This is a genomic window from Vibrio cidicii (genome assembly GCF_009665415.1).
Classification (GTDB): Bacteria; Pseudomonadota; Gammaproteobacteria; order Enterobacterales; family Vibrionaceae; genus Vibrio; species Vibrio cidicii.
The window spans coordinates 366,898-393,612 of the sequence record NZ_CP035921.1 but is presented as its reverse complement, the minus strand read 5'-3'; the positions used below and the strand labels follow the sequence as shown (position 1 = coordinate 393,612).

At 47.9% G+C, this 26,715-nt stretch carries 23 protein-coding genes; 6 read left to right on the top strand and 17 right to left on the bottom strand.

The features are described from left to right. Positions 1-41 precede the first annotated feature (41 nt). From EWA64_RS02830 to EWA64_RS02820, 3 genes are all read right to left on the bottom strand, one after another. A complete protein-coding gene (locus EWA64_RS02830) occupies positions 42-1,412 on the bottom strand; it encodes an SLC13 family permease (RefSeq protein WP_061895619.1) in 1,371 nt (456 codons plus the stop codon). A 215-nt stretch (positions 1,413-1,627) separates the two neighbouring features. Further along, positions 1,628-2,305 (bottom strand): SanA/YdcF family protein, encoded by a 678-nt coding sequence (locus EWA64_RS02825; RefSeq protein WP_082796184.1) that lies wholly within the window; start codon positions 2,303-2,305, stop codon positions 1,628-1,630. Positions 2,306-2,492: 187 nt separating this feature from the next. Beyond that, positions 2,493-4,181, bottom strand: a complete 1,689-nt coding sequence (locus tag EWA64_RS02820) for an NAD-dependent malic enzyme (RefSeq protein WP_039443825.1) — start codon at positions 4,179-4,181, stop codon at positions 2,493-2,495. 240 nt (positions 4,182-4,421) lie between these two features. Here EWA64_RS02820 and EWA64_RS02815 point away from each other — a divergent pair, with 240 nt between their 5' ends. The 4 genes from EWA64_RS02815 to EWA64_RS02800 all read left to right on the top strand — a co-directional run bounded on the left by EWA64_RS02815 (position 4,422) and on the right by EWA64_RS02800 (position 10,233). Then, on the top strand, positions 4,422-6,770 hold the full coding sequence (locus EWA64_RS02815) for a helicase-related protein (protein WP_061895621.1): 2,349 nt from the start codon (positions 4,422-4,424) through the stop codon (positions 6,768-6,770). A gap of 107 nt (positions 6,771-6,877) precedes the next feature. Next, positions 6,878-7,639 (top strand): phospholipase A, encoded by a 762-nt coding sequence (locus tag EWA64_RS02810; protein WP_061895622.1) that lies wholly within the window; start codon positions 6,878-6,880, stop codon positions 7,637-7,639. Positions 7,640-7,865: 226 nt separating this feature from the next. After that, positions 7,866-8,255, top strand: coding sequence for a hypothetical protein (locus EWA64_RS02805; RefSeq protein ID WP_061895623.1), 390 nt, complete (start codon positions 7,866-7,868; stop codon positions 8,253-8,255). A gap of 301 nt (positions 8,256-8,556) precedes the next feature. Further along, positions 8,557-10,233: an alkaline phosphatase D family protein gene (locus EWA64_RS02800; protein WP_061895624.1), complete on the top strand. Its 1,677-nt coding sequence runs from the start codon at positions 8,557-8,559 to the stop codon at positions 10,231-10,233. 73 nt (positions 10,234-10,306) lie between these two features. Here EWA64_RS02800 and EWA64_RS02795 read toward each other — a convergent pair whose 3' ends face one another. The 14 genes from EWA64_RS02795 to EWA64_RS02730 form a co-directional block, all read right to left on the bottom strand. Further along, on the bottom strand, positions 10,307-11,410 hold the full coding sequence (locus EWA64_RS02795) for a phosphoribosylaminoimidazolesuccinocarboxamide synthase (RefSeq protein ID WP_061895625.1): 1,104 nt from the start codon (positions 11,408-11,410) through the stop codon (positions 10,307-10,309). Between the two features lie 199 nt (positions 11,411-11,609). Then, a complete protein-coding gene (locus EWA64_RS02790) occupies positions 11,610-12,002 on the bottom strand; it encodes a SulA-like leucine-rich domain-containing protein (protein WP_061895626.1) in 393 nt (130 codons plus the stop codon). Between the two features lie 340 nt (positions 12,003-12,342). Then, positions 12,343-12,525, bottom strand: coding sequence for a hypothetical protein (locus tag EWA64_RS02785; RefSeq protein ID WP_039435389.1), 183 nt, complete (start codon positions 12,523-12,525; stop codon positions 12,343-12,345). A gap of 175 nt (positions 12,526-12,700) precedes the next feature. Then, a complete protein-coding gene (locus tag EWA64_RS02780) occupies positions 12,701-13,696 on the bottom strand; it encodes a tetratricopeptide repeat protein (RefSeq protein ID WP_061895627.1) in 996 nt (331 codons plus the stop codon). A gap of 96 nt (positions 13,697-13,792) precedes the next feature. Beyond that, positions 13,793-14,458, bottom strand: a complete 666-nt coding sequence (locus EWA64_RS02775; protein ID WP_061895628.1) for a YiaD family glycine zipper/OmpA-like lipoprotein — start codon at positions 14,456-14,458, stop codon at positions 13,793-13,795. Positions 14,459-14,546: 88 nt separating this feature from the next. Next, positions 14,547-15,236, bottom strand: a complete 690-nt coding sequence (locus EWA64_RS02770) for a DUF2786 domain-containing protein (protein ID WP_061895629.1) — start codon at positions 15,234-15,236, stop codon at positions 14,547-14,549. Positions 15,237-15,326: 90 nt separating this feature from the next. Then, positions 15,327-15,935, bottom strand: a complete 609-nt coding sequence (locus EWA64_RS02765) for a CDP-alcohol phosphatidyltransferase family protein (RefSeq protein WP_061895630.1) — start codon at positions 15,933-15,935, stop codon at positions 15,327-15,329. After that, positions 15,928-16,575, bottom strand: coding sequence for an ATP-binding cassette domain-containing protein (locus EWA64_RS02760; protein WP_061895631.1), 648 nt, complete (start codon positions 16,573-16,575; stop codon positions 15,928-15,930). Before EWA64_RS02760 ends, EWA64_RS02765 begins: the two co-directional genes overlap by 8 nt. Then, positions 16,541-18,250 (bottom strand): ABC transporter permease, encoded by a 1,710-nt coding sequence (locus EWA64_RS02755; protein WP_061895632.1) that lies wholly within the window; start codon positions 18,248-18,250, stop codon positions 16,541-16,543. The genes EWA64_RS02760 and EWA64_RS02755 overlap by 35 nt, the downstream gene beginning before the upstream one ends. A 6-nt stretch (positions 18,251-18,256) precedes the next feature. After that, positions 18,257-19,420 (bottom strand): ABC transporter substrate-binding protein, encoded by a 1,164-nt coding sequence (locus tag EWA64_RS02750; protein ID WP_061895670.1) that lies wholly within the window; start codon positions 19,418-19,420, stop codon positions 18,257-18,259. Positions 19,421-19,643: 223 nt separating this feature from the next. Further along, complete coding sequence (locus EWA64_RS02745) at positions 19,644-20,321, bottom strand: TVP38/TMEM64 family protein (RefSeq protein ID WP_061895633.1); 678 nt, start codon at positions 20,319-20,321, stop codon at positions 19,644-19,646. A gap of 69 nt (positions 20,322-20,390) precedes the next feature. Next, positions 20,391-21,161 (bottom strand): heterodisulfide reductase-related iron-sulfur binding cluster, encoded by a 771-nt coding sequence (locus EWA64_RS02740; RefSeq protein WP_025533649.1) that lies wholly within the window; start codon positions 21,159-21,161, stop codon positions 20,391-20,393. Continuing rightward, complete coding sequence (locus EWA64_RS02735; RefSeq protein WP_061895634.1) at positions 21,158-22,954, bottom strand: FAD-dependent oxidoreductase; 1,797 nt, start codon at positions 22,952-22,954, stop codon at positions 21,158-21,160. The genes EWA64_RS02740 and EWA64_RS02735 overlap by 4 nt, the downstream gene beginning before the upstream one ends. Positions 22,955-22,975: 21 nt before the next feature. Further along, a complete protein-coding gene (locus tag EWA64_RS02730) occupies positions 22,976-23,959 on the bottom strand; it encodes a sulfurtransferase (protein WP_061895635.1) in 984 nt (327 codons plus the stop codon). A 360-nt stretch (positions 23,960-24,319) separates the two neighbouring features. On the opposite strand from EWA64_RS02730, the gene EWA64_RS02725 reads away from it, so the two are divergent. Beyond that, positions 24,320-26,062, top strand: a complete 1,743-nt coding sequence (locus tag EWA64_RS02725; RefSeq protein WP_425315141.1) for a sensor histidine kinase — start codon at positions 24,320-24,322, stop codon at positions 26,060-26,062. Continuing rightward, positions 26,052-26,648, top strand: a complete 597-nt coding sequence (locus EWA64_RS02720; protein ID WP_061895636.1) for a response regulator transcription factor — start codon at positions 26,052-26,054, stop codon at positions 26,646-26,648. Before EWA64_RS02725 ends, EWA64_RS02720 begins: the two co-directional genes overlap by 11 nt. Positions 26,649-26,715 lie beyond the last annotated feature (67 nt).

The following is a 26,715-nucleotide window of genomic DNA, read 5'->3' as shown; positions in this document are numbered from 1 at the left end:
GTCATACTAGACGACTCTGCGCCTCTGCAGTGTGGAACCGATTACCAAAAAATCGCGGCGAAAAGAGTGAGCGCGGCGATGCAGGCGATGTTGAGCACCATACCAATACGCATCATTTCACTCTGCTTGATGTGTCCGGTGGCAAACACAATCGCATTGGGGGGCGTGGCTACTGGCAGCATAAATGCACAGGAGGCTGAAATCGCAATCAACGCAGAAAGAATCACTGGCGAAATCCCTAGTGCTTCCGCAATGGTGGCAAACACAGGAACAAGCAGCGCTGCACTGGCGGTGTTACTGGCAAATTCGGTTAAGAACACCACGAAAGTCACTACCGCTAAGATAGTCAGCAGCATGCCCGCTTGGTCAAGGAAAGCACTGAGCCCTTGAGCGAGGAAGACGCTGGTGCCAGTTGCTTTCAGTACATTACTCAAGCAGATACCGCCGCCAAATAGGATTAGAACGCCCCAATCGGTGGTTTTTTCGATGTCTTTCCACTCAACCGCGCGAGAAACGCCGAGGGCTAGGATGGCGCCGATGGCAACCAGTGTATCGAAGCTTTTAAAGCCACCGAGCATACCGTTAATCGGTTTAGAGAAGATCCACAGAGTCACCGTGACTAAGAAGATCGCTAGAGTGATCAGCTTGCCATTGGTCCACTCAACCGGTTTGTGGTCGAGCTCAAATGAATGCTTGAGGTTTGGCTTGGTCATGCTGTAGAGAACGATTAGTGCGATTGGCAATAGCAAGAAGGTGATCGGCATGCCGAGTTTCATCCAGCCAGTGAAATCGAGGCCAACTTCCGCTGCCGCGATGGCGTTCGGCGGGCTACCGACGATGGTGGCGATCCCGCCAATCGACGCGCAGTAAGCGATGCCCAGCAGCACAAACAGGTAGGTGTTATGGCTTTTCTCGCGGTCAAGTTTGCTCATCACGCCCAAAACCAGTGGCAACATCATTGCGGTGGTGGCAGTGTTCGAAATCCACATCGACAAACCGGCGCTGACACCAAACAGCATGAATACCGCCGTTGACATTTTGCCGCCTGCAATCAGCAACACTTTATCCGCAATTGCCTGATCAAGTTTTTGCTTGTGCAGTGCTGCTGCGAGAGCAAAACCGCCTAGAAATAGGAAAATGATCGAGTTAGAAAAGTTGTTTAGCGCAGCTTGCGTGTCGAAAATACCGGAGAAAATCGCCAGCAGTGGCACCAATAAAGCGGTGATACTGACGTGGATTGCTTCTGTCAGCCACAATACCGCGACGAAAGTGAGAATGCTTAAACCGATCACCACTTTGGGGTCAAACGGTAGCGTCTCCAGCAGAGTGATAAACAACAAAATATTGGCGATAAATATCATGCTGTTTCTGGTGAAAAACCAGTTTCGTAGAGTAACGACGAGTGCAGTCATAGAGTGCTCCTTTTGCTCTGCCTCTGTAGCGTGTTGTTGTTTTGTCAACCGCTCTTGAGCCCAGCACTATGCTGGGCATGGTGAGAACGGTTGTTGCAGAGGCGAATATCTGACTTGTGTTACTTGGATGTTACGAGAGTTGTGCAATCTATGTTGGTGACTTTTAACTTAATAGCAACAAAGTGTGAGGTGTTGGAATAAAAAGGTGTAGATTTCTACCCATTGGCCGCAGGGATGGTGTCAGACAGGGGCGCATCTCCATCGTCCGCTTCGCGCAGAATGGGTTGCTGAGGTCCGAGAAAACGAGGTTGAGTATCAATAATGTAGAGATCCAGCAGTGCTTTGCTACGCGCAAAAACTTCGCGAATACGCACCGACCACGTTTGCGATGGATTGTCCGGCCCGGCAACCGCTAGACACTGCGCGTTAATGTGGTATGCATTCGCGATAAGAAGTGCGCGCTCACAGTGAAAACGTTGCGTGATGATGAGAAAGTTTTCGGTAACAAAAATCTTTTTTGCCCGCACAATCGAGTCGAGCGTACGAAAACCAGCATAGTCGAGATGAATGGCCGTTTCAGGCACGCCCGCTTTGAGCAGATCGCGTTTCATTGTCCAAGGTTCGTTGTAGGAGCGATGGGCGTTGTCACCGCTGAGCAAAAAGTGTTGCACCTTGTCTAAGCGATAGAGCTCAATTGCAGCTTCAATTCGGTGTGTGTAATAGCTGTTGAGTGTCTTACCGATGTATTTGCTGGTGCCAAGTACCACTGCGACATCGAATGGCCGTACTTGGTCGTAAGAGGTGATGATGCGTTCACTCGCTTGATAGCTGACCCAGCGGTCAACCGCGATGACCGCGACGGCAAACAGGATCAGCAACACAAACACCAGCAGCACCAGTTTTTTCCAGCGACGTTTTGCGTGTGTTTGGGAAAGCGGATGATCCAATGTTCTTCACTCCAAGTTATTGAGAACTCACATCATAACGGAAAGTAAAGCAGACAATGAAGCTCTATTCTCGTAAAAATCGACAAATTGGCGAAGAAAAAGCCCTCGCATGCGAGGGCTGAAAGGGAGAGGTTTAGAACGCGGTACGTTTGTAACGACGATAGACCGGTTGCCAGAAATGCTGTTCAATGGCCACTTGCAGAGCATCGTCGGCGATCTCCAACGCGACGCCTTGTTCAATGGCCTTCTTCGCTACCGCATAGGCGATGCGTTTAGATACCGTATGGATCTCTTCCAGTGGTGGCAGCAGGGCGCCACGACCATGAATCGCCAACGGCGAACAGGTCGCTAGCGCGCGGCTCGATTCCATCAGCATTTCGTCAGTGACGCGTCGCGCGTTAACCGCCAACACGCCAAGGCCAATACCCGGGAAAATGTAGCTATTGTTGCACTGGGCGATCGGGTAGGTTTTGCCTTCATGAATCACCGGATCAAACGGACTGCCAGTTGCCACCAGCGCTTCACCTTTGGTCCAGCGAATAATATCAGCCGGAATTGCTTCCACACGGCTGGTCGGGTTTGACAGCGGGAAGATGATTGGACGCGGGCAGTGTTTGTGCATCTCTTCGATGATCTCTTGGGTAAACAGACCGGGGGCACCAGAGACACCGATCAGCACCGTCGGTTTGGCGTTCATCACCACATCAAACAGAGAGAATCCGTTGCCTTCCGATTGCCACTCGCCGGTGACGGCGTGTTTTTGCACTAAACGCTGTTGGAAATCGAGTAGGTTTGGCATGCCTTCTTGCAAGAGGCCCCAACGGTCAACCATGAATACTTGCGAGCGCGCTTGTTCATCCGAAATGCCTTCCGATACCATCTGCGCGATAATGGCCTCTGCAATGCCGCAGCCCGCTGATCCAGCACCCAAGAAAGTAATACGCTGCTCTGACAACTTGCTACCTGCCGCTTTACACGCCGCCAGTAGTGAACCGACTGTCACGGCAGCGGTTCCTTGGATGTCATCGTTGAAACAGCAGACGCGATTTTTGTACCGCTCAAGCAGCGGCATGGCGTTTTTCTGCGCAAAATCTTCAAACTGGATCAGCGCATCCGGCCAGCGGCGATGTACTGCCTGCATGAATTCATCAATAAATGCATCGTAATCTGGGCCAGTAATGCGTGGATGACGCCAGCCCATGTACATTGGGTCTGCCAAACGTTGTGGGTTATTGGTACCGACATCGAGCACGATAGGTAGCGTATACGCAGGGCTGATGCCGCCACAGGCGGTGTAGAGAGAAAGTTTTCCGATAGGAATGCCCATCCCGCCGATCCCTTGGTCACCCAAACCCAGAATACGCTCACCGTCGGTAACAACAATCACCTTGACGTTATGGTTCGACGCATTGTTGAGCAGGTCATCGATGCGATCGCGGTTGGCGTAAGAGACAAACAGCCCGCGGCCACGGCGATAGATATTAGAAAAGTTTTCACATGCCGCGCCAACCGTTGGTGTATAAATGATCGGCATCATTTCGGTGATGTGATTTTGTACCAAACGGTAGAACAGCGTTTCGTTGGTATCTTGAATGTTACGCAAGTAGATGTGCTTATCCATGTCGCTTTCGAATGCTTTGTACTGCATGTAAGCACGTTCAACTTGCTCCTGAATGGTCTCTGTCGTTTCGGGAAGCAGACCTTCAAGGTTAAAAGAAACGCGTTCTTCACTGGAAAATGCGCTTCCTTTGTTGAGTAGTGGCGTGCTGAGAAGCGCAGGGCCCGCGAAAGGGATGTAAAGTGGGCGTTTATCGTTATTCATTGGGTGCCTTAACGTAGGGTTTTGAGGAAACGGCGAAAATGATAACGGCTTCACTGTTTAGTTGTAAATAGGACTTGATATACATCAAAACATTCGTTGGCAAAATTGTTTACACGCTAGCCAAAACGCCTTTTAAAACAATTGATACCAATTGGAATACGCAATTGTCCGCCGTTAAGCCTGTTGTTACCTGCCTGTTTGACTATAATGCGAGTCCAAATTAAACACGGCGAATTTGTTATGACGGCTCTGCCCATCGATAGTGTTAAATCACAATTTGAAACAAAAATTTTACATTCTCATTTGGTGGTAGAGGCAGAAACCGGCTCAGGAAAGTCAACGCGTTTGCCATTGTGGGCGTCAGAACATGGCCGGGTGTTGGTGATAGAACCGCGCCGCATCGCCTGCACGTCATTGGCGCAATACCTAGCGCAGCAGTCAGGCTCGGCACTTGGCGTACAGGTCGGCTACGCGATAAAACTCAAAGCGGTTTTTGAAAAGAATACGCCGATTGTGTTTGTCACACCCGGTGTGGCGCTGCGCTGGTTTGCCGAAGACGGTCTAAAATCGTTTGATATTGTTTTGATTGACGAATTTCATGAACGCCGTTGGGATATGGACCTACTCACCGCGATGTTGAAAGTGCGTGGCGAGCATCGTTTGATCGTCACGTCGGCGACCATGGCGGGAGATAGTTTGGTCAGCTATCTTGCGGCGCAGCGCATCGTCTCTCATGGGCGCTGCTTTCCGGTCGAAGTGCAGCATCTGGCGCAAGAGAGTAGGCAGCTGCCGCAGAAGAAATTTCTAGAACGCTCCGTGGTTGAGACCATCGGCAATGAACTGATGCGAGGCGGGGAAGATATTTTAGTGTTTTTACCCGGGCGAAAAGAGATAGCGCAAGTGGTGCAGGCGCTAAGAGCCTTCAGTGACATCATGGTGGTGACACTGCATGCTAGTGTGAGTGACGAAGAAAGACAGCGAGCATTAACGGTCCAGCCAATGCGAAAAGTGGTTCTTGCCACTAATGTGGCTGAAACCTCGCTGACCATTCCTAACATCACCTGCGTGATCGACTCCGGCTTAGAGCGGCGTAATGTGCAACGCAACGGACGAACCGCGCTGGTATTAAGCACCATTTCCAAAGCGAGTGCAGCGCAGCGAGCGGGGCGCGCAGGTCGAGTGATGGCTGGTCGCTGCGTCAGACTGTTTGGCGAACATGCGCCGATGGAACTGGCTACGCCGCCTGAGCTGCAACGTGAGGAACTCACCGAGCCGATGCTCGCTGCAGCCTGTTGTGGCTATCAATTGGCTGAGTTGCCATTTCTCGACCCGTTGCCGGAAAAATCGCTTGCTCAGGCCAGCGAAGTACTGCGTACCATGCAAGCCATCGATCAACTCGGGCGTGTGACAGATCACGGCAGACTACTCAACCCACTGCCAATTGACACACTGTACGCCGATCTTGTCACGCGCATGCCCAACAAGGCGCTTAAAGAGGCGATGATTGACCTTGCCGCCGCGCTCTCGGTGCCCGCTAACTTGTATCAGCTCGCTGGTGGCGAACAAGCGCAAGAGCTTGATATTGCTGAACCAAACTTGTGTGATGTCACGTTATTGATTGGCCTAGTACGTGGTAAACGCTATCCTGGCGTCAACATCGATGAGCAAGCTCTGACGGAGGCGATGGGGCTGGCAGAGCAGATGCGTGCGCTGTTTGAGTTACCAGAACTGGAGGTGGCGTCGCGCTATCAGCGGGAAGCGCTGGCAAAAGCAATCGCCACGTTACACCCAGAGCTGCTGTTTGTTCGCCGCGCCAAAAGGCAGGAGGCGCTTGGTAACGGCCAGATGGAGATGCTGGTGGGCAAACAGAGCCGCTTTGGGGACAAGGCGCAAGTGGCAGTAGTGCTGGATAGCCACTCTTTGCCCGGTCGCGGCGTTAAGCAGACGCTCAATCTCGCTTCGGTAATGATGCCCGTGGCGCTAACCTTGATTGATGAGCTCGATCTGGGGGAGTGGCGTCAGGCTGAAAGCCGCTTACAGACTGAGCAAGGGCAAGTTTTGATAGAGCGAATATTCGCTGGACGGGTTGTCGCCAGCAAGCTCGTTCAGCCGCAAGGTGAAAGTGCGATCCAAGCAATTATTGCGCAGGTAAAGTCGGGTGAACTGTTGGACGGATTTTACAGCCAGCGTCACCAACAGATTGAACATTGGAAACTTTTTTGTGCATTAGGCCTGAATGACAATAATTCAGTTCACAGTAAAGAAGTGAGTTTTGATGTTTGGTTTGCCGAGCAGTTAGAGACATTGGGGGTGAATACGCTAGAAGAGATGGCGCTGTTTGAAGCCGCCGACTTTCCTTTTGCGGGCATTCCAGACTGGCAATACGCCGATTTTGCACAGCACTATCCGTTATCGTTGACCTTATCGGATCTGCAATTGCAGGTGGAGTATTTCCCGGCGCGTAAGCTGGTGCAGGTGGTCCACTGTGGCGGCAATCGTAAAGAAGATCCGAAACGTTGGGAGTTGCCGCGCTTTTCAGGTTGGAAAGTCCAGTATCGTAAAGCGAGCCGTATAGTCGATGTGCGTTAGCCACAGGTAAATGGGAATAAAATTTGCTTTCTCAAACGATGAGTGTTTACATTTGCCGCTTATCCTCTTGATACGGCAGCCATTTGCCTAAAAAAATGAAGATGAATATGAAGTTTAACGTATTATGGTTTCTTTTGGCGCTGCCTTGTTTTGCCAGTGGCAAAAGCTTAGTTAATATCTCGAGCTACGAAGATAACTATGCGCTCGGCACCTACACTACCGATGTGAATGAAGAAGAATACGCAGGTACCGATCTAGAAGATCTGCAAAACTTCGAGGTCAAATATCAATTGTCCGTGGCAGTGCCTATCTATCGCTTTAGCAAAAGCACCGCGATTGTCGGTTCTTACACGCAAAAGTCGCTGTGGCAGTTAGCTAACTCCAGTATCTCTTCTCCGTTTCGTGAGACCAATTACAAACCACAACTGTTTATTGCTCACCAAAGCAACTTGCTGCTTTTCAATCATTTGGAAGCGGGTTACAAACACGAGTCCAATGGTCGTTCGGGGGACTTATCACGCAGTTGGGACCGGCTCTACTTGGCTGCGGAGCGACTGGAAGGTCCGGTAGAGTGGGGCGTTCATTTGTGGTCGGTTGTTGGTGATACGTCGGAGAACCGCAACATCGAAGATTATTATGCTCCCTACGAAGTTTGGCTAAAGTTCTACAGCGCCGCTGGCATTTTTAATACTCGCGGATTTTACAACTGGAACGACGATCGTGGTGGTGTTGAAGTCGGCTACACATTTTATTTTAATGACATAATTGGCTTCTACTTGCAGGCTTATCATGGCTATGGCGAAACGCTGATAGATTATGACCATAATCAGACACGCATTGGCCTCGGATTTAAGTTAGTCAAATGGTAGGCTTTTTCTAGTTTTCTGGTTCGCAATTTGTTTTTAGCTTGAAATATTAATCAATCAGATGCGCATGGTTACAGAATGTGTGCTGTTATTGTTACGAATTTGCTTTTGATATTTCCTTTTCCCTTAAAATAAGGGCATAAAAGACGATTGTTTTATATCCTATTGCTATATCAAAGTAATTGTCTAATAGTGGATAGGCTGTGTTGACAGTCTGTCGGGGGACAAAATGGAAAAGAATGGAAAAATGCATGTTGAGTTTGATTACACCAGTTTTCTCGGAGCTTCTTGCAACAAAAAATGGACATTCTTAGAAGCGATGACCACCTTCGCGCCTGTGTTTAGTACGGTGTGGAAAGACAGCATTGCCGAACTTGCCAAGCCAGAAGATCGTCTCTGGGAGGCGGCACTCAAAGCGATGTCTTCTCGTCGTAGCGATGAATCTAATTTAGTGACTCTGCTTCGCCTTGCGAAACTGGAAGGTATTGATGAGCTTACCGTGGTGATGCCTTACGCGTTGGAGCCGAAACAAATCGATTTTATTCAAAGCCGTAGCGACAGTGTGATTAACTGCTACGAGCAGGATGTTTTTACCATTCACCTCAAAGACTTTAGCTAGACCCTGTAATTAACCGCTTTTAGACGCAGCCAGTTTGATGACTTATCACTGGCTGCGCTTTATTTTGTCTCGTGTAAACGCTTTTTCCATTTAGAGTTTTTACTGCAACTGGGACCTTGTTTCATTATGCATGTGATCTGCTCAGGAATAATGTTATTTAAATGTTAATAAATGAGTTTTCTGACATCTTAACGTCATTAACTTATGCATACTTTCTCTTTCTGGTATGACCAGGTGTTTCTGGAAGAACGACCAGAGCGTTGCTGCTTTGGTCTCAACACAACAAGAAAAGGAAGTAGTTATGTCTTTGTCTCGCAGAGGCTTTATTAAAGTCATGTCATCAGGCGTGGTCGCCACCAGCTTAATGGCATGTCATTCAGAAAGTGAAAATAGCACCAGTTCAGCCTCGTTTGAGCATGGCGTTGCCAGTGGGGACCCATTGCAAACCGCCGTGATTATTTGGACGCGCGTGACAACTCAATCCAGTCAAGCTCGCGTTACTTGGCAAGTGGCTTCGAAAGCGGATTTTAGTGACATAGTGGCCTCCGGTGAAATCACCACTGATAGCGAAAAAGATTTCACCGTCAAAGCCGACGCTAAGGGCTTGTCCGCAGGTCAGCCCTATTTCTATCGCTTCTTATGTGAAGGCGCTATCAGCCCAACTGGTCAAACAAAAACCTTGGCGCAAGGCGAATTATCGGCCGCTTCACTGGCCGTGGTTTCTTGCTCCAACTACCCAGCGGGTTATTTCAACGTCTATAGAGAAATTGTTAATCAACACGCGCAAAAACCGTTCGATGCCATTTTGCATTTGGGTGATTACATCTATGAATATGGCAAAGACGGTTATGCTACGACTCATGCTCAGGAGCTCGGTCGTGTGCCTAGCCGCGAAACTGAGTGTCTAAGTCTGGAAGACTATCGGGCGCGTTATGCTCAATATCGTCAAGATAAAGACTTACAAGCGCTTCATGCGGCCATGCCGATGATTGCAGTTTGGGATGATCACGAAATTGCCAACGATACGTGGGCGAATGGCGCTGAGAATCACCAAGCAGGTGAAGGCAGCTTCGAACTGCGCCGCGCGGCCGCTGCTGCCGCGTGGCTGGAATGGCTGCCAGTGCGCGAAAATCTTGAATCTTCGGTACTTATTTATCGCCAGTTCTCTTTCGGTAATTTACTTGATCTCTATATGTTGGATACGCGAGTGGTCGCGCGTGCAGAACCTCTCGATTATTTTTCGCTCGATACGCCTTCAATGGAGGGAATTGTCGATTTAGTGACCAAAGCGCGTCAACCAGACAGAGCGTTGCTTGGAAGTCATCAGAAGGATTGGCTACAAACCGCAATGTCGCAGAGTAGCGCAACGTGGTCGGTGATGGGGCAGCAGGTATTAATGGGCCGACTAGAGCTGCCAAGTTCGGTGATGACGGCAATGTTTGGCCTATTGACCGCAACCGATGAACAAAAACAGGCGGCGTTGATGAATGTTAATAGTACGATCAACGCGTATCTCAACGATCCAAGTTCAGATCCCAACTCAGTGCCATACAACTTAGACGCTTGGGATGGTTTCTACTACGAGCGTGAATGGTTGTATGGATTGGCGCGAAATTTAAACAAGAAATTCATCAGTCTCGCTGGTGACAGTCACAATGCTTGGTGTAGCCAACTAAAAGACCATTCCGGCAATCCGGTTGGCGTTGAGTTCGCTACCGCGTCTGTGAGCTCGCCCGGTCTAGAGGAATATTTGGGGTTGGACAGCTTAGCCATTAGTCATATGGAATACGTCCTACCTGAAATGGTGAAAGAGTTGCAATGGGCAGATCTCAAGCAGCGTGGCTTTATGCGCCTCGATTTGACGCAAGAGAAAGTTGATTCCACTTGGCATTTTGTCTCCACGATTTTGCAGAAAGATTATTTCGTTGAGACAAAACGCGTTACTACCAACGATGGTAAAACCATTTCCATGAGTTAAACGCAGCGCTGCAATAAAAAACAGCCCGCTTGGTGGCGGGCTGTTGGCACTGACGTTGTTATATTGAATTCATTTAATCGATAAGGCCGTAATCACGCGCAAGGATATCAATAATCTCTTGTTTTGGATTTTCGCTTAAAGTGATTGATTGGCCGGTAATTTTTTCTGCGATGCCGATGTAGGTGCGAGATACCGCCAGTAAAGCCTCTTCTGGCAACGTGTTGTCACGAGCCAGTGCTTCGCGCTCAGGCATGCGATCTTTGTTGAGCAGAATATCAGGGTCTGGGAAGTAGTTAAGCAGAAACTGTCTGAAACCCTCTTTCGAGTTTTCAACAATTTTACCCGCTTGATACGCTTCGCTATCCCAAATCCGTGATGAATCGGGCGTGCCCACCTCGTCCATGTAAATCAGCTTTTCGTTGCCTTGCGCATCTTGCACATAACCGAACTCGAATTTGGTATCGACAAAAATTTGTCCTACTTGTGCTAGAGCATCACTGATCACAGCAAAACCTTCTTTCAGCAGCTTCTCGTAAGTGGCAATGTCGTCAGCGCTGGAAAAGTTAAATGCGGCAAAGTTGTCGGCAATATTTTGTCTGGTAATGTTCACATCATCGGCTTCAGGCACGCCAGGAATTCCTTTTAAAATCCCTTTGGTTGATGGTGTCATCAGCAGTTCGTCCAGAGGTTTGTCTTTGCCTAACCCTTCTGGTAGTTGAATACCACAAAACTCACGCTCGCCTTTTTCGTATGCGCGCCACATGGAACCTGTGATGTATTTGCGACAAATGGCTTCAATACGCACAGGCTTGGCTTTCTGCACAATCCAAACAAACGGGTGTGGAATATCAAGAATGTGGCTATCGGCCAATCCGTTGTCTTTAAACAGTCTAAACCAATGATTAGAAATGGCGTTCAATGCGGCCCCTTTACCCGGTACACCGTTGAGCCCGTGTTCACCGTGCCAAATACAATCGAAAGCAGAGATTCGATCGCTGATCACCATAATGGCAAGGGGCGCATCAGGGGCAACGTTGTAGCCTTTTTCTTTGATTAGGCGGGCACTGTCTTGCTCAGTAAGCCAGTAGACAGAGCGAACTTTTCCACTGTGAACAGGTTTATCGGTACGGATGGGCAGATCGTCATTGACGGCAAGTACTTGATCAGCGAGGCTCATTTTGACATTCCTATCATAATTTCAAACGTCATGCGGAAACGAATCGGACAACAAAATCCATCAGATTCATCGATTACCGGGGCATGATACCAGAACTATTTGAACTCGCCAGAAGAAAAGCAAACGTTTGCCTTGGTTTGATGCAATTTAAAAAGCCTTCATAAAGAAGGCCAAATGCAGGATGGATAACGTTGGCTTATTAATGATACTGCGTTGCTCTGCCTTCAACGAAAAAGACTTCACAGCCAAACTCCTTTGCCATCTCCTGCAGCAGAGATTGGTTGACTAAATCAATCTGGCTAGACGCGACAACCGCGGCAGCATTGCCAGAGCGTATCGCTTTCATCACGATTTCAATTTCAGTCAGAGAGTGGGATGGTTTCATCTGGATGACATTTTTACAGCAAATATTAGACGCAGTGAGTTGGCTAAGATCCGGACGTGGGCACTCGGAGGTAAATAAAATCCATTGATTCAACTGAGACAAAGCGGCCAATTGTTGCAACAATTTTGCTGAGGCATTGATTGGCTGAGTTGGTTGTGCCAGAACATTGAAATGTGAGTATGTACGAGTTTGACCTTGAATCTGCATTTTACTGTTCCCATATGCATGCTGTATGTGCATACAGTAGTTTTTCCGGTGATGTTCGTCAACCTATTTGCTCTCTTTTTCGCCACGCATTGCGAGCCTGATGGTTGGGGGTTATAAATAACTCATTGTTTTGTATTTAGTTAATCGCGATTTGTTGTGTTTGGAAGAGTGTGAGTTTTTGTGATGGACTTCTCAGCGAAGAGTGAGGGTTTATACAGGGTTATACAGTACTACTTAGTAAGGTTTGCAGGGATGCATCGCGTAATTCAAGAACAGTAGGTAAAAGAAAAGCACCTCGTAAGGTGCTTAAAGAATCCGTTCTTTTGCGTGACTTCCCGTTTTAGCAGGCTCTCGCCTGACGGTCGCGCATTTGCTGCTCACCAAGATTAAACAGACGAACGTCAATCTTGGCGATGTCGTTACACTCTTCACAAGAATGGTTGGATTTACCATCCAGATAGTCGTGACGTGTCAACAATCTTGGTCTCTTGCACCAATCGCAGGTGCCTTCAATATTAAACATGCTGCTTCTCCTCACCAGGCTTCTCGTTGTGCTGGTGTCATTTTCGGGGCACATTATGCCATAAATTTCGTTACTGCGTTAAATATCTGTTAATAGAAAATGAGAGGGAGATCGATTGCGATCCTTTATTAACAAGGTAAAGCTGTCGAATGAGACGAAGAATTACAAGGTTCGTTTACGAGTTTGCAACATTTTGTAGCAGGACCTTCAATGCACCATTGAGGCGCTTCATTTCTTCTTCGCTGCCACGGGCGTCAGGATGGTAGAGACGGGATAACTGGCGAAAGCGAATCTTGATGGATTTTTCATCGGGAATGGCACTCGGCGAATAACCAAACATTGCACACGCTAGAGAGAGTTTCTGCTTTCCAGCTTGGGCCTGTACCTTCTTGTATTCATTAAAGACTTTTTCCAGTTGTCGCTTGAGCTGCTTGTTGCTATAGCGTTGTTTATTGAGCTCGCTTTGCAGTTCAAGCTGTTGCGTTGTTTCCCGCGACACTTTTTTACGGCGAAAGTAGAACATGACGCTACTGAAGGAAAGCGCGAGAAACAAAATGGCGCTGATGGAGATCCAGTCGGTGTAGATAGGTGAGGGCGGAGTGGTAGTTGCTGCCGAAGTCTCTAGCCCGGTGTCTAGTGATTGCGCTTGGGTCGCAAACGCAGAATCCAGTTGCGAAATGGCTGATACCTGTTTGGCACGCATTGCATTGAATTTGATCTCGAGAATGCGATTGTAAGCGTTCTCCGCTTCGGCAGAATGTTTGGCCGCTACACCAAACCAGAACTGGGCGATATCAAGTTGTGAAAAGAGAGAACCTTGCTCTTCAAACAGTGTCCCTAATTTGATTTGCGCGTCCAGATTGCCTTGTACGGCGGCTTGCCAATACCAATTGGCAGCAAGTTTAAGATCAATTGGTGTGGCGATACCGCTTTCGTAGGCTTGAGCTAACTTGATTTGTGCGGGCTTATAGCCCAGTTGTGCCGATTGTTGCAGCCAATAAAAGGCGTCGGCTTTGGCCGCCTCGCCTTCTTCCTTGGCCAACTCAAGTGACAACTGGTATTGCGCGTTTGGATCTCTTTGATTGGCTTGTTCGGTTAACTGTTGCACTGATTGGCCGAATACCGAAGTGGATAAAAGAAGTCCGATAAGAATCAAAAGATTATAGCGCAAAGTCGTGCCTCTCAAATTCAGGTTCAGTGCAAAGTATAGACGGAACCTGAATTGAAATCAGCAGTAAACATGGCCGTTCATATTGGCCAGTTCGCGCTATTTTAAAGGTAGAATTTGAATTTCTACCCGTCGATTGCAGGCCCGTCCTTCGGCAGTAGTATTGGTGCAAAGTGGGTATCGTTCGCCGTTGCCGCGTGCAACCGCTCGGCCTGCCGCTACTTTTTGCGAGATTAAGAAAGCACGCACAGATTCAGCGCGGCGTTCAGACAAAATTTGGTTAGATGAATCGCTGCCTGTGCTGTCGGTATAGCCATCAATCACTAAACTGGTGTCTGGGTACTCGACTAATACGCGTGCGACGCCTTGCAGTGTATTGTGGATGGAAGCGTCGAGGCTGTAAGAACCCGAGCTAAAACCGATGCCATTTTCTAAACGCAGCAGCAGTTGATTTTCGCCAACGCGCTCGACCTGAACCCCGGAGTTGAGCAAGGCTTGACGTAGTGCTTTCTCTTGTTGATCAAAATAGTAGCCGACACCGCCACCGATGGCAGCACCGCCAGCCGCACCAATCAGAGCTCGTTTACCGCGGTCACCTTTATCGCCACTGGCTGCGCCTGCAACGGCGCCAGCGAGAGCACCAAGTAGGGCACCTTTGGTTGCGGAATTGGTTTCGGCTTCGCCTGTGGTGGCGTTTTGTCGCTGAGTGGCTTGACAGCCGCTAAGGGTCAGCAGAATCGCTAAGGCAAGTGAAAGGTTTTTCAAAGTTGTCTCTCCATGTAAATCGGAGGCGGGCTTCTACCTCCGGGAGAGAATTATTCACGGAACTAATGTTTTAATTGTCAGTGTAAGGTTATCTTTTTTCTATTTGTTTGGCGGCTTGTTGACCACCAACGGGGCGGTTAACCGACACTTTTCGACCTTTTTTCAAACCCACTTCATAATCGGCGGTGAGATTTTTCATCGCTTCGCGTAACTGCTTTTTGAACGTTTCGCGATCAATGTTTTGAAACTCTTTGTCGATGTAACTGTTGATTTTGTTTGCCGACTCTTCATCGGGTGTGATCACGGGCAGTTTTTCCAAAGCGCCTTCTACCCAACCGGAAACGTAGGAGTTGACTCGTCTGGTCACCTCAAGACTGGAGGTGCCAGAGCCTGCGAAGCTATTGCGAAACTGTCCGGTACTTTCGTTCATCTCACGGTAAATAATGTCGAAGGCAAAGGCAGCAAAGATAGCGCGATCGGCTTCGCCAATAAACTCTAGCCTCTTTAAGCCTTTATGGTTAAGCAGCACCGCTTCGACGCCAAATTTGGTATTGATTCCACGGATCACACGCAGCAAAACGGAGCTGACGTTGGCTGGCAACAGATGACTCGACTGGGTCTTGCCCATTTTAATGAACTCGATATCGTCTTTGTCTAGCCCATATTTCATCATCAGGCTATGGGCCATTTTAATCGCATTGGCCGCTTCGTTAACGTTCGCAGAGTTACCTAGTTCAAGGCACTTGGCGATCTTTTTCAGTGCTTTTTGTTTATCCATGGACAACGGCAAAACCTAACTCAAATCAGCAAAGTCGGACATATTACCGTTTTTTTTGCAAAATTTGAATCTCCATTGAGTCAACAAACCCTAGTGTTTGAGGGTATGAAATCCGGAGTGTATGCGGGTAAAGGTAGTAAACCAACATGCCGCACCAAAAAAGTAAGCAATGACTGAAAAGTGCTGCGGCATCAGGCAAAACAGCACAAAACAGCCGATGGTTTCTGTGCCTTCGGTTAAGCCGCTCATGTAGTAGAGAGATTTGTGTTTATACACCGGATTATCGATGCCTTGCTTTCCTGCCATGATGGCAAAAGCCAAAAAGCTGCTTCCCGTTCCGACAAAGGAAAAAATCAAAAATGCCCCTGCAATGGCATTTTGTTCTGGATTTGCTAACACAAATCCAAAAGGAATCAGGGAATAGAACAGGAAATCCAAGCTGATATCGAGAAAACCGCCCGCATCGGTAATGCCTTGAATCCTCGCCAGTGCTCCGTCTAATCCATCACAGATTCTGTTCAGTAAAATAAACAGCAACGCCAACAAGTACTGTTCGGCTAACAAAGCTGGCAGAGCAAAACAGCCAAGCACAAAACCAAATACGGTCGTTTGGTTTGCGGTGATGCCACATTTATCGAGGTATGTCGCACTGAGTGCCAGCGGTTTGCGGATGAGCTTTATACTAAGGCTATCAAGCATGATTTGTCTCCCACGGCCAGTTTAGGCAGCGGCTACCATTGGGAATATCGTCTTCATCGTGCGTTACCATCAAAGTAGGGATGTTCGCTTGCTGCAATTGCTCGACTACCCAATTGCGAAATTGTACGCGCAGATCTTTATCTAACTTGCTGTAAGGCTCATCAAGTAACGCAACTTTCGGTTTGGCCAACAGCATACGAGTCAAAGCGATACGAGCACGTTGACCTCCGGATATTTGATCCGGAAATGAATCGGCCAGTTTTGTCAGAGAAATGTGCTTCAATGCGATCATCGCTTGCGTTTTTCGATCCGTGCCTTTCACGCAATTCGGTAATGCAAAGGCAAGGTTCTCCCACACCGTCAAGTGAGGGAAGAGCAAATCGTCTTGGAACAGAATACCGACCTGACGCTTATGGGCAGGGAGGGCATCCAACTTTTCGTTATCAAGCGTAATGGAACCAGAGTAGTTGAACTCGGCGGATAGGTGCCCAGCAATAGCATCCAACAAAGTGGATTTACCACAACCACTTGGCCCCATCAGAGTAACAATTTCACCTTTCTCTACGTTCATGTTAAACGCTGAGAAAAGCGTGTCGCCATTGGCTTTACGGATGGCGAGGTTTTCGAGACAAAGACTCATTCAGTAGTAAACCTTTTATAGACAAGCGGCGATACTTCACGTGTAAGCGGCTTAGTAGTATCGCAAAAGAGAAGAACAAGAACGGCAAGAGTGCTTGCCAAATGGCGTAAATCGCGGTGACACGTCGGTCAAAACCACTGGATAGCGCAACGGCTTCGGTGGTGATGGTGCTAATGCGCCCAGCCCCTAGCACCAATGTCGGCAGGTATTGCGCCAGACTTACGCTAATCCCGACAGCCCATGCGAATGCAATCGCAGGTAGGAGGATTGGCAGTTTCACTTTTAACCAAGCTTGCATCGGTGACTTACCTAGGCTTAGTGCGACGCGAGTTAAGCCGTTGTCGAAGCTGCGCCATGGGCCGTCTAGTGAGAGGTAAATAAATGGGAAGGCGAAGAACACATGCGCCCAGCATACCCAAAAGAAATACGCGTTACTGTTTAAGTAAAGCGTCACTACTTGCATACCGAATAGCACGGATAGCTGAGGAATCAGCATTGGGATGGCGATGATGTAACCGGGCACCTGCCAGCGATAACGAAGGCGATACTCATGTGCGATCAAGGCAAGGGCTAGAGCGACGGTCGCGCTGATAACGGCAATCAGCATGCTCTGCTCCAGCGTACCAAGAATACTGTGCCATTCGTATTCCCAAAAACGCAGGCTATAGCGGCTCGGTAGTAAATCTGGAAAGCGCCAGCGTTGAGCAAAGCTCCATACCACCATGAGTGGAATCATGAGAAGTGCAAGTAGCGCGATCAGTGAAAATAGGGTTTTACCGGGTAAACGAAACCCGTTTCGACCAGAGTACTGCCAGCGTTTGAAGCCTTTGGTAATACACCATTCCATCAAGCGTGCAAATCCAATCAAAAGACTAGCGATCGCAAATAAGACTACCGCGCCTGCGGCCGCTCTTGGTAGCAGGGATAAATCTGGGTCGTTAAACCACTGCCATACCAAAACCGCAAACGTTGGTGGGTTGGTAGGGCCAATAATCAATGCCACATCGACAACCGACAAGCTGTAAGCCAATACCGCCAGCATTGGGAAACGCAGCTTCGCTAACCATTGTGGGAAGACGCATTTCCACCACGCTTGCGCTGAACTGTAGCCCATTGAGTGACTGACTTTTTCAATCTTATCGACTTTCAATTGCTGAAGAATTGGAATACTCATCAACAATAAAAACGGCACTTCTTTAATCGCAAGCATGATGACCAAACCGAGTGCATGCGGGTCTTTGATCAGCAATGCTAAGTCATTCACCGTTTGCGCATTTGGGTCGTAACCAAATAGTTGGTTGAGAACCCTAACGCCCATACCTGTTGGTGCAAATAAAAACGCAAAGCCAATTGCAAACGCGACGTGCGGCATAGCGAGAAGTGGTGAAAGGCTGGCTTCAATTTTCCGCCAGAATAGACTTCCCCATGAGGCTTGCAGAATCGCAAATGTGATTAAGCAAGCCAAATAGCTACTGAAAATGGTGGAGTAAAAAGTTAGCGCGATCGATGTCCAAACACCCTCCCAATCAAAAACAGCGTTAAAGCCATCCAAAGAAAAATGGTGCAAGCCGATAGGAGGAACATAACCGAGCGCAGAAACCACCACTCCGAGTAATCCCGGAATGGTGGGCAAAATACAAACTGCGATAATGACGAGATACAGCGCTCTTAACATGGGTGCTTATGAATTCCCGTAGCGTTTCAACCACTCTTTTTCTAGCGCGGTTTGCCAGCTTGGATGCGGCTCAGCGATAGATTTGAATTGTTGAGTATTTTTAGCCGAACCTGTTAGGTATTGGCTGCTTAGCACTGAAGGATCGCCCCAGATGTTAAGGTTACCTTTGCGAGATTGTGCTTCAGGGCTCAATAAAAAGTTTATCGCAACTTGTGCACCGGCACTGGCGTTTGTATTCCAAGGAATCGCTAAGAAGTGAATGTTTGAGAGTGCACCTGCATCCATCGCATACGCTTTGGTGCTTTCTGCAAGATTACCACTCGATTGCGCAGAAAAAACCGCGTTTGGGTTAAAGGTAATCGCAAGATCAATCTGACCATCATCCAGCAATTGAAGCGTTTCAGCCGTCCCTCCAGGGAATTGCTTGCCGCCACGCCAAGCAACTTTATGGAACGCATCTAGGTAAGCCCATAGCGGTTGAGTGATTTGCTCAAATGTTTCAGCAGTGACTGGTTTTTGCAAAGCGGGATCGTTGTTGGTCAACTCAATTAACAGCGCTTTAATAAAGCTTGTGCCATGAAACTCTGGTGGGCGAGGGTAAGTGAGGCGATTTGGAAACGCTTTTGCGTAACTCAGCATTTCAGCAAAAGATCGAGGAGGGTTTTGCAGAGTTTTCTCATCATGGATAAATACTAGTTGCCCCACACCCCAAGGTGCTTCCAGACTTTCAGTTGGCTCTGAAAAGTCCACATCAATTGGCAATGATTTATCAACGTACTGCCAGCTTGGCAAACCTTCAACAAAAGGACCAAACAGCAATTGGTTATCCTTCATTGATTTGAAGTTCTCGCCATTGATCCAAACCATATCAACACTGCCACCGCTGTTTTTGCCTGCGGCTTTTTCTGCGATGAGGCGAGTGGTGGTTTCAGAAATATCAGTGACTTTCACGTGATTTAGCGTCACGTTATAGCGAGATTTTAGCTCTTTACCAGCCCATTGGATATAGCGGTTAATCTCTTGGCTGCCGCCCCAAGCATGAAAATAGACGGTTTGTCCGTCGGCTTGTTGTTCGATTTTTTGCCACTCATCAGAGGCCGATGAGTCGGCATAAGCAGAAGTTGCAAAAGTGGTGGCTAAAATGCCAATGGTGCTGAGTAGCTTTTTCATACGTAGTCCGTGTCTTTCTTCTGGTTTTTGTTTGAAGCTTCGCTGTGTTTGTGAGCGCATGGCTTCCTTCCTTCACAAGGATAGTAATCTATCTCTCGGTATTATCAATGTGAATCCCAATAGGATTTATTAATTGATTCAGAGAATTACTATCAATGATGTCAAGGTGAAAGTGCAGCCCCGAGAGCTGCACTCTTTTAGCCTCAATGCTTTATAGACCGGACTACTTCGCTAATTCTTGCATGTTGATGCCTTTTTTCTTCGCGATGTATTTTGGAATCAGAGACATACCAAAAAGTACAAGACCCGCAACCGCAAACTTCACTAGCAACATTGCAGACACGCCGTTTGTTGCAATATCACCCGCCATGTAAGCGAAGATGAATGCGCCTGGTGCCATTGTCAGTAGAGAAACCAGGGCGTAAGTGCCTAAGTTTAGGCTGGTTAGACCGTAAGCGTAGTTCTGTAGGCTGAAAGGGAATACAGGGACAAGACGAGTCAGAATTAAGAAGCTTGTACCATTTGCTGCTACACCGTCATCGATTTTCTTGAAGATTGGGTTATCGCCAAACTTTTTCATAATGGTGTTGCGCAGTAGGAAACGTGCCACGATGAATGCCGCCACCGCGCCAAGCGTTGCAGAGAGCAGCGCTAAGATACCGCCTTTGATAGGGCCAAATACGATACCTGCCACAATGGTGAACGCGCTGCCCGGTAGTAGGAAAACACACGCAAACACGAATGCTGCTATGAATACGGCGTAGCCCCATACACCAAAGCTGGCGATCCAATCTTGTAGGCTCTTGATGTCAGTGATGATTTCAAGAATGCCAGTTTGTTTTGCCGCGAACAGAGCAATAGCTACAACTGCGACGATAAGAGCGATTTTTACGAATTTCATAAGTTCAACTTCACTTAAACCTAATAATTAAAAAGATATAGCTACAAAGAAGTAGTTACATAGACATAGCTACACAGACATACACTTGATCAGACCCGCTTTTGATTTGTAGCGGTTGAACCAAGCTTTCACAGGGCTAGCGAGTACGTTTACCGGCGGTTCATCACCTTGCATGACCACAGGGCCGAACATCAGGTCTAGAATGTGCCAAGATTTCGTGCCAACACCCATCATGGATGCACGACAAGCTGAGCAATAAACCACGACGTAGTCTGTCTCGAACTCTTCAACACGACGCTTGATTACGCGTGTTGCCACGTCTGGGTTTGCAGGTACAACCATGCCGCCGAAACCACAACAGCGCGTGTTTTCACGTGTGTGTTCTGGCTCAGAGGTTTTGTAGCCAAGCTCGTTTAAGATCCAGCGAATGCCGTCTTGCAGTTCTTTTTCGTAGCGAGTAGAGCAAGAGTCGTGAATGGTGAATACCACGTCACTGTTTTTTGCTTTGCCGCGTAGCGCTTCTGGCAAACCGATTTCTGGAAGCAGTTTCCATAATGAAACCGGCTTTTGAGTGCCGCCAGATTTCTTGATCATGCCGTAGCAGCTTTGGCACGCCACGATGACTTCTTGTGCATCTAGCTTGTCGAAGTCTGCTTGAAGCTGGCCGTAGCGTTCTTTGAATTTCTCGGTTTGACCGATAGCCGCGGTCGGTTTGCCACAGCATTTCTGTACTGCGCCCATTTCTGGGAATACTTCTTTTAGGTAGCTCGCAATGGCCGCTACGCCTTCTGGTGAGTAGGATGGCAAACTGCATCCTGGCATAAATACTTTATTACTCATTTTGTCGATACCGCTCGTTTTGCCATAGTGAAGATTTTTGAGAAGCCCAGTTTCTGGTGCATATTGATCGCTTTATGACCCGGCATTGGTGATTCACCATTGTTTGCCTTAACAAAGTCAGCACGTGCGCCTAGGAACATTTCCTTCATCGGGAAGTCTTTCGGACACACGATGGTGCACTGGTCACAGGCGTTACATGAGTAAGCCAGCAATGGATCCATCGACTTGTTGTTCACGAAGTCAGAGAAGATGGTCTTTGGACAGTCACTGAAGTCGTTCATCATGATGCACTCGGTCATACATAGCTTGCAGCTACATTGCAGACAGCGAGATGCTTCTTGTTTGATTTGTTGTTCAGTAAAGCCTAAATCCACTTGGGCAAAATCTTGCTTACGCTCTTCAGCGTCACGCAATTCACCGTGTAGGCGAGGGGTATCTACCGTACCTTTTGGTAGTGGTACGTCTAGACGAGATGAGTAGCTGTATTCTTGCTCGAAGTCGCGGTCTTCAGTTAGTGGGCGAGTCGTTAGAAAGCGCTCAACACTCATTGCTGCTTTGCGACCTAATGCCATCGCTTCAATCACGATGTTACCGCCACACGCGTCACCAGCTACGAAGACGTCTTCTAGGCTAGAAGCTAACGTTTGTTTATCGACAACGTAACGGCCGCCGCGAGTTTGCTCTAGTGCACCGTCAGTAATATCTGCCACGATTTGACCCGTAGCGAAAACAACGGTATCCACAGAGATGGTTTTACTTTCTTCGCTGTACTGAGGTGCAAAGTTGCCTTGCTCATCAAAGATAGACAGGACTTTCTTGATAGTGATGCCGGTTACTTTGCCGTTTTCGTGTTCGATAGCAACTGGGCCCCAACCTGCGTTGAACTCGACACCTTCTTCTAGCGACTCGTCGATTTCGATTTGGCTTGCAGGTAGGTTCTCTAGGCTCTCAAGCGAACACTGGTAAACCTCGTTTGCACCGATACGCCATGAAGAGCGTGCACAGTCCATGGCAACGTCACCACCGCCGATAACCATTACGCGTTTACCTGCACGTGGAAATTGGCGCGTTTCAGAAATCTCTTTTAGGTATTCAACCGCAGAGAACACGCCATCGTTGTCATGACCTGGCAGAGGGATGATCGAACCGACGTGTGCACCGTGAGCCAGAATAACAGCATCATGCTGGTTGCGCAGTGTGTCGAAACTGATCTCTTTGCCGATCTCAACGCCGAACTGAGTTTTGATACCCAGCATCGCCAAGTAGCTGTATTCGAAATCGATAACATCGCGTGGTAGACGGTATTCAGGGATACCCACACGCATCATGCCGCCGTAAACGTCTAGCTTTTCGTAAATCGTTACTTCGTGGCCTTGACGACGAAGCTCAATAGCGGCTTGCGCACCAGCAGGGCCAGCACCAACGATCGCGATGTGCTTGTTGGTTAGGGGCGCAATATTGAGATCCCAGTGATCTTGGCTATCCATTTTCTCTGCGACGAAACGTTTGATGCCCGCTACGCTGATTGGCTGACCAAACTCAGTGTTACGGCGACAAGAAGCCTCACAAGGATGTGCACAGATGCGACCAAGCGTTTGAGGTAGGAATAGTTTGCGGCGGATCAGCTCCAAAGCACCTTGGTAGTTACCTTCGCCTGCCATGCGAACGTATTGCTTTACGTCTGTGTGCATTGGACATGCGGTTTGACATGCCGGATCGGCATCACCCATACAGCCATCGACAATCATTTGAGCGGTGTCGTATAGCTTTTGGCTAAAAATTACATTGTTCATTAACTGGGGTTTCCGTGTTGATTAGCTCTTACCGTTGATAACGTGCACTTCAGGATTCTTCTGCTCGTAGTGAGCATGGCTGTACTCAATCCATGAGCCGTCGTAGTTGTAGACGCCTGTTGCACCTAATACTTCAGTAAGAATCATGGTGGTATGGGCAGAGCGGACACCAGATTGGCAGTAAGCGATCACTTTTTTACCTTTGATGATGTTGCCGTAAAGGGCTTGCAGCTCTTGCGCGGATTTCAGAGTGGTGTCTTCGTTTAACGCTTTAGTCCAGTCAATGTGAACGCTACTTGGGATTGTGCCCGGACCGTACGCGCCAGAAATCGAAACCTTGCCATTGAACTCGTCGTTGCCACGGGTATCTAGGATCACCCAGTCAGGGTTGTTTTGCGCCGCAATCACCATGTCTAGCGTTGCTAGAGCGTTGTTATCTTGTCGAGGGTTAGGGGCCTTGTATTCAACCGCAGTAACACTTTGGTTTGCAGAGCCCGTTGGGTAGCCCGCGCCCTTCCACACATTCAACCCTCCGTCTAGGTAACGAACGTCTTGGTGACCAAGGTTATGAATTTGCCAGTAAAGGCGGCCAGCATCGTGATGAGAGCCAGCAGCATAAACCACGATTGTGCTGTCTGCCGTCGCACCGAAGCTTCCTAGAATCGTTTCCATCTCTTCTATGCTGTTGCTCATGCCGTCGAAGTCGTAATGACCGTTCGCCGCAGAGTAATCGTTTCGCCACAGAGCATAAGACCCTAAAATAGGACTGTCTGGCTTGATAGGGTTTAGCGCGCCGATCACTACCACGTCTTTGCCACTGTCCATCATTGATTTAAGTTGATGCGCAGAGATAAAGTGTTCTGGGTGAGCGTATTGTGTGAACTTCTGCTCTTGAGCAGCGCCATCCACAGTCACCGACTTAGCCGAGAACAGCGTATTGTAAGCTGAGTAGCCAACAGCAGTGACAGCGGCTAACACACCCAACGCAATCGTCGATTTTTTCATGAGTTGCTTCCATATTTTAATGTAATATTTTGCTGCCGATTTCTCGATGTTTCGACAGTGAGAATATTTTGAAGGGGGAGCTGGCATCGAGCGTTTGCGATTTGTGCTGGCGCTCGAGGTACAAATGGTTCACAAGAAATGCTTCTACCCCTTATGGGTGAGGCATTCTGATCAAATCAATAATCGGGTGGTATTGTGGTTTCCCACAATAATGAAGTGGGCTTGATCTAAAGCAACAAAGTGATAAGGGGGGACGGTGATAAAATACGCCACCAATACACTGTCGTTGTGCTTTGTTTAGTGATTAAGAACTATTTTCAGAAACGCTTTTTTTCTATTGTATTTATTTGTTTTACCTGTATTTCTCAAGTCAAAGCAGGCATTCAGCCGGAGAGGACAGCATTCGATGTCGGCGTGTTGGCATTGAGAGGGCATTCTCACGCTAAAGAATCTTGGCAGCCCACAATGACATGGTTGCAAGAACATAACCCCAGCTATGAATTCAACTTACATACTTACGATTTCGACCAACTAGAAGAAGCGTTTTTACACGGTCAGTTAGATTTCCTATTAACCAGCCCTGGACAGGCAACTAAGCTTGCTCGTGAGTATCCCATTCACTGGCTAGCGACGCAGAAAACGGCGTACAGTGATATGCCGAACAAGTCGATAGCATCAGTCGTGATTGTGCGTGAAGAATCGCCTTTTAAAACACTAAGAGACATCAACAAAGCCAGTGTTGCCGCTGTATCAGAAAAGGCGTTTGGTGGCTTTCTTGCTCTACGTTATGAGCTCGACAAACTTGGGTATGTCAACTCATCGTTTTTCGAAACAATCCATTTTACTGGCCCACCGACCGATCAGTTGATTCTTGATGTGATTGATTCCCAAATTGATGTAGCTATTGTTCCCGCTTGTACGCTGGAAAATATGGCGGCTGAAGGAAAAATAGAGTTGCGCAATTTGCGAGTGCTTAACGAAAGAAAATCTGCTGATTCGGTTTGTGCTGTGAGTACTCCCTTTTACCCTAATTGGACCATGGCCATGACTGAACGTACACCGATAGATGTTGGGCAAAAGGTCGCGCAAACGCTGTTAGCAATGCCAGCCGATCACCCTGCCGCTATTGCTGCCCACAATGTCGGATGGATGCTACCTGCACCTAATGTTAACGTAGATAAAGTCTATAAGCATTTGGACTTACATCCCTTGCAGAAGCCTTGGGCACAAAAGGTTCAAGAGTGGTTACATAAAAACCTAGCCGTTGCTATCGCAGCGCTACTCACGCTGGTTTTGCTGACTATTTATCACTTTTGGCTAGAGTGGACGTTCAAACGCAGCAGAGAAAAGTTAAAAACTACGCTTAATGACTTGCGACGTAAGAGCAGCATGTTGGAACATGCGCAGCGTATTACGATTGTGGGGGAGCTAGGTAGTAGTCTAGCGCATGAAATTAATCAACCTTTGGCGGCGATAAAAAACTACAGCCAAGGTGCTAAGGTACGTATAGAGAGAGGGGCAACATCAGAGGAGATGTTACCTATTTTAGAGAAAATTCAGCAACAGGTGACATGTGCAAGCGACATCATTGAGCGATTGCGAAGTCTCATTCATCGGAATCCAATTGAGAAAAAGTGGATCGATTTGCCGAGCTTAATTGAAGAATCGATGAAGTTAGTTGATTATGAATTTCAACGCAATGGTATTCAGTTAGGCGTGCTTTACTCTGGTGAAAGTCAGCCCGTATTTGCCGATGCGACGGGATTGCAACAGGTCATTCTCAATGTGCTAAGTAACGCTAAAGACGCCTGTTTGAGTCATCTCCCTATGCGTGAAGGTTTGTTCGTTGACTTGCATGTGAGTTTTAGTGACCAGTCGGTAATTATAGATATCGTTGACAATGGTATCGGCTTTAAGGTCTCCGAGGTGCCGCTTGAGCAAGCCTTTCATACAACTAAAGAACATGGTCTTGGGCTGGGATTAGCGATTTGTCGTGATGTTATTGATGCGCATAGAGGCAGTATTCATTTTCGAGCAGTTGACCCCATAGGTTGTCAAGTGACCATTGTTTTACCTTATCAGGAGACCTGTCATGAGTCGTAATCTTTGTCCGCTTTATATTGTTGATGATGAAACCTCGGTGCTGGAATCGATGGCATTCATGCTCGAAAGTTACGACTATGAAGTGAACACTTTCTCAGCTGGCGCGGATTTCCTGCAATATGTCGATTTATCTCGTCCGGGGTGTCTGTTGCTTGATAGCCGTATGCCCGAGATGCGTGGACAGGAAATTCATCGTATCCTCAATCAAAAGAGCAGCCCTATCAGTGTCATTTATCTTACTGGTCATGGCGACGTTCCCATGGCTGTCGATGCGCTCAAAGAGGGAGCATTAGACTTTTTCCAAAAGCCCGTCGATGGCAATGCCCTGATAAACTCGGTCGATGAAGCGATGGCGCATTCGCTAAAAAAAAGTCATACATTAGACGCAAAACAGGATCTGCAAAGCTTAACTAAGCGTGAAAGAGAAGTGCTATCGCTGGTGGTGAATGGAATGAAAAATCAACAAATGGCGGATTTGCTGTGCGTTTCTCTTAGAACCATTGAGGTACATCGCTCCAATGTCATGAAAAAGCTCCAAGCAGACAATCTTGCAGAGTTGCTGCGAAAGGTAGCGCATCTCATTTAGTAAGAGACAAATTGAATCATTTTTGCATGTGCTGCTGCGGTGCCAAGCTAGGTTATTCACTTACGTA